Origin of the sequence: Aporhodopirellula sallentina SM41, from assembly GCF_000346505.1 — a bacterium.
GTDB lineage: Bacteria > Planctomycetota > Planctomycetia > Pirellulales > Pirellulaceae > Rhodopirellula > Rhodopirellula sallentina.
In genome coordinates, this window is the sequence record NZ_ANOH01000102.1 from 1 (window position 1) to 3985 (window position 3985).

Annotated in this window: 3 protein-coding genes; all 3 read right to left on the minus strand. The window is 56.3% G+C overall.

The window, feature by feature from the left end; all coding sequences use genetic code 11:
- Positions 1-195: 195 nt before the first annotated feature.
- The 3 genes from RSSM_RS05935 to RSSM_RS05945 all read right to left on the minus strand — a co-directional run bounded on the left by RSSM_RS05935 (position 196) and on the right by RSSM_RS05945 (position 3842).
- Positions 196-1086, minus strand: coding sequence for a hypothetical protein (locus RSSM_RS05935; protein WP_008675629.1), 891 nt, complete (start codon positions 1084-1086; stop codon positions 196-198).
- Between the two features lie 524 nt (positions 1087-1610).
- Positions 1611-2852: a glycosyltransferase family 4 protein gene (locus tag RSSM_RS05940; RefSeq protein ID WP_008675634.1), complete on the minus strand. Its 1242-nt coding sequence runs from the start codon at positions 2850-2852 to the stop codon at positions 1611-1613.
- Between the two features lie 12 nt (positions 2853-2864).
- Positions 2865-3842 (minus strand): polysaccharide deacetylase family protein, encoded by a 978-nt coding sequence (locus RSSM_RS05945; RefSeq protein ID WP_081613698.1) that lies wholly within the window; start codon positions 3840-3842, stop codon positions 2865-2867.
- Between the last annotated feature and the right edge of the window lie 143 nt (positions 3843-3985).

The following is a 3985-nucleotide window of genomic DNA, read 5'->3' on the forward strand; positions in this document are numbered from 1 at the left end:
GATTGCCGTGCCAATTCACGCGAATCAGAAACTGCCCAATTCACAATCGAGTCGAAGGCTTCGTCGATCGATACGCTGCGAGGGTGCCAGACACGCGACGCCTGTCACTCGGTACTCGGCGTTCTCATGTGTGAATCTGCGACACAGAAAGAGACTCCTCGGTCGAGTTTTCCGGCGAGTGTGCTGCCGGTTCTGCTACGACGCGACTCGGCGACGCTGCAGTTCTTGACGAGCGGCTTCGCGGATCGGGGTGAGATCGCGGTTGATGATGGATTGTTTGATCCCGAGTTGCGAATTCTCTTTGCCATCTTCGCTCGTCACCGCTCCGCTATCACCACCGAGCGCGGCGAGTTGTTGGAGCAGTTTGGGGGCGAGTTCGTCACGCGTGTGCTCCATCACCTCGAGCAGATCGGTAATGATCGCACCGGCCTGCTCATCACGATCTTCACACGCCTTTCCGTAGACGGCGATTAGACGGTTAACCAACAAAGGAATAACGTGTCGGTCGTGGATCTTCACCGAGACCGCGACCGCCGCATCGTTGAGCAACGCCATTTTCGATTCGTTGTCGTGAACGTTTCGCGAGATCTTCAGCAGCGTCCCGCGAGCCTCTTTCGTGCCGACACGGACGACGAGCTTCAACGCGACCGGGAAACCCATGCGGGTTCTCGAAAGTGCGATCAAGTCGACCAGCGATCGGTTGTCGACATGCATTTTGTCGAACGCTTTGCAAATGTCCTTGTAGATCGAGCAATCGCGGATGTTCAACACGCAGAGCATGCGGTGAAACGTCTTGTCCGAACGCCAATCGTCGGGCAACAACGACAGCTTGCTGCGCAGTGATCCCTCGGCCCGGTGCAACGCCTCCTGCGAACGTTTGATCTTTTTCAAACAATCACCGCTCGGGTCGAGCAAACGCAATTGCTGAAACAAACGACCTCCGTCGCTGTCCTTGATCCCGAATCGCTGCATGGGCTCTTCGTGCGCGCTAATACAGACACTCACCGCTCGCTCGTAGTCGTCCCACAAATCGGGCCACTCGAGTTCTTCGATCAGTTTGTAGTCTTCTGCACTCCGCCAACTCATTCGTGGTCTCCCAAGGAACCCGGCAGCAACGACAAGTAAAAATATATAAGAACTCGATTACCAATCGCTACGCCGAGTTTGCAATGAACGCAAAACAGGCGTGATCGGTTGCTGCGAAGCAGGTGAGAAACGACTGCGAATTTGTCGTGAAGTCTGCCCGATAATTCTCCTCAACCCGCCAACGGGTGTCAAACAAAGCGGATCATCGGGCGTCAAGAACGCGTGTCAGAAACAACAAAACCGAAGTAGTTGCCGCGATTTCATGCGAATGAGAATACGTGTGGAAGGTCGCTCGTTTTGTGTCAACGCAGCACATCCATGCAAGCGAGACGGGCAACCCAACACACGAAGTAGATGACGTGGATACAAAAAGTCACGTGTAAAATGAGCGGCAGGTTTTTTCGTTTTTACCTACCGGTAAACGCATTTTGCGCAGATAACAGCGTTGACGCGTGCAAACTGCGGCGAACGCCGATCGGCAGATGAGCTGTTAGAACCGTACTCGCGCTGGCGGCGTGAAGCGTTCAGAACACTTTGTTGCCTGCCACGGTTCCGGACGAGATAGCGGCTCGTTTGCTGGTGACGGTCGCCCGCTGATTGCGAGACGTTTGCGTCGCGAGGTTAGCGTTCTTCTTCGGTTGACGCTTGCGGTGATAGATGCGGTGCATCAAGTTTTCGTAGCCGTCGACCATGGAGGTCAATGATCCGGTTTCTGTCACGAGTTGGCGTCCTTGTTGTCCCATCGTTTGTCGAGTTTTCGGTTTGCTCAACAGGCGAGAGATGGCGTTAGCGAATCCGTCCACGTCTTGGCTTTTGACCAGTAGGCCCGTGCGGTCGGGGATCACAGTTTCCTTGATCGATCCGACGTCGGTCGCGACAACCGGCGTGCCGCACGCGAGAGCCTCGAGGATCGATACCGGCGAGGCTTCGTTGAGTGAGCACAGCGTGAACACATCCATCGCCGCGAGCAACCGGGGCGTGTCGCTGCGGTTGCCGAGCAAGTGAACGCGATCGATCAAGTCGAGTTCCCGGCGGAGCGGTTCAATCGTTTCTCGTTCAGGACCTTCACCGACGATCAACGTATGAAGATCGGGATGTTGGCCGCGCAGTTTTGCCGCCGCCTCGACGAGCATCGAGTGATTCTTTTCGTGCCGCAGTGCTGCAACGAGCCCGATGATTTGGGCGTTCTCGGGCAACCCGAGTTCTTCGATCACGGATGCTCGGGCGTTGGCGTCCGGGCAGAAGCGGTCGCAGTCGACACCGTTTCGAATCACGTTCACCTTCGACGCGGGGAACTTTTCGAATTCACGTAGGAACTCGCCATGCGACTCGGCCACGCCGATGAATGCATCGGTAATCGGAGTCAACAACCGGTTCAGTTTTCCGACACCGTCGGGCCAACCGGTCGAGTGCAGTGCCGATGCGATTACGGGGACACCCGCTAATTTTGCGGCGAGTCGTCCCCAGAACATTTTGTCGCCGGCACCGACGGTGATCACGACGTCAGCAGATCGCTTCTTGAGCAACTTTGCGATGCGTGGCACGACGGCAATGTCGTACTTGCTGCCGATTAGTTCAGAGTGCACCGGGAATTCTTCGGCAATCTCTTCGCCGAGCGGTCCTGCCTCTTTCAAGCAAATGACTTCGGGGCGCACCCGTTGCGGATCCATTCGCCGCATCAAGTTGACGAGCAAGACTTCCGCCCCACCCACGGGCATCGATGTGATGACAAAGCAGCAGGTCAGCGGATGGCTCGAGTGAGTCATGAAACGAAGCGTTTAAGTTTGGAACGTTGAATTTGGAAGCAGTGACGCTCCGCCGAGTAATGAGGCACTGTCCATCAAATCGGCGGTTGCCGAAAGTGTTGCATCTTTTCCTGTTCCGGTTGCCGAAGATTTCCCGGAAACACCGGTTTCCTCGAGTACATCGTCAGTAGGAAGCGTCGGGTTATGACGGAATTTGCGTTCGTCAAAGCTGAGCCAATTACGCAGGCGGACGAAGTCGGGGTCGCCGTGAATCCGCCGGATATGAAACGGATCCTCGCCGACCATGTTGTAGCCACCAAAGGCACTGCAGATCCCGCGCAGCCCGCAGGCTTTGGCGGTTTCGATGACTGCGGGACGCATTTGCTGTGGCATTCCGTACGGCACGGCAAAGTAGTCGACTTGCCGGCCAATCATGATTTCGAGATCCATCTTGGCGTCGACGATCTCGCTCTCCAACTCACTGCGCGTCGCAATGCAATTGAAGTCGACATGATTGGCGGTGTGCAATCCGATTTCGATCCCGCATTGTGATGCGGCCCGGAGCTGCTCGACGGTATTTACATCGAGCGGTTGGTCGTTTTCGATGTCGTGCCGAAACGGCCAGCCATGACGCACGTTCTCGGTGGTGACAAAGTAGGTGCACGGTATCCGGTTACTGATCAACCACGGGATCGCGTACCGCATGTTTTCGGCGTAGCCATCGTCGAATGTGATCACGACCGCCGGTCGGGGCGAGTGTTTCTTCTGCAGCCGCGATTGAGCTTCGGCGAGCGAGATGATCTCGAAATGCTCACGGCAGTAGTTGATATGCCGAACGAACTGCTCGCGTGAAATGGTCCAGTCGTTCGGATAGCAATCCGCAACCCGGTGATAGAACAACACCGAGATCGGGGCCCGGTTCTCTGCCGCCAATTCGCGCACCCGCATCTCCCGCCGATGGCGGCTCAGCGTATAGCGGGTGTTCAATGCGAGGGAACGCAGGAGATTCACAGCAGGGCAATTGCGAACAAGCGGGACCGGATACAAGCCGGGAAACGGACAAGACGAGAGCGGGCGCCACTGGCGATCCGCTTCGCTATCTATTTTCTAAGTCACGCCTGCCCCCCAAGCGGTATCCCTGTCAAACTGTCCGA

Bases quoted from the DNA above. Each gene is read 5' to 3' on its own strand.
- RSSM_RS05935 (WP_008675629.1), bottom strand. From the start codon at position 1,086: ATGAGTTGGCGGAGTGCAGAAGACTACAAACTGATCGAAGAACTCGAG.
- RSSM_RS05940 (WP_008675634.1), bottom strand. From the start codon at position 2,852: ATGACTCACTCGAGCCATCCGCTGACCTGCTGCTTTGTCATCACATCG.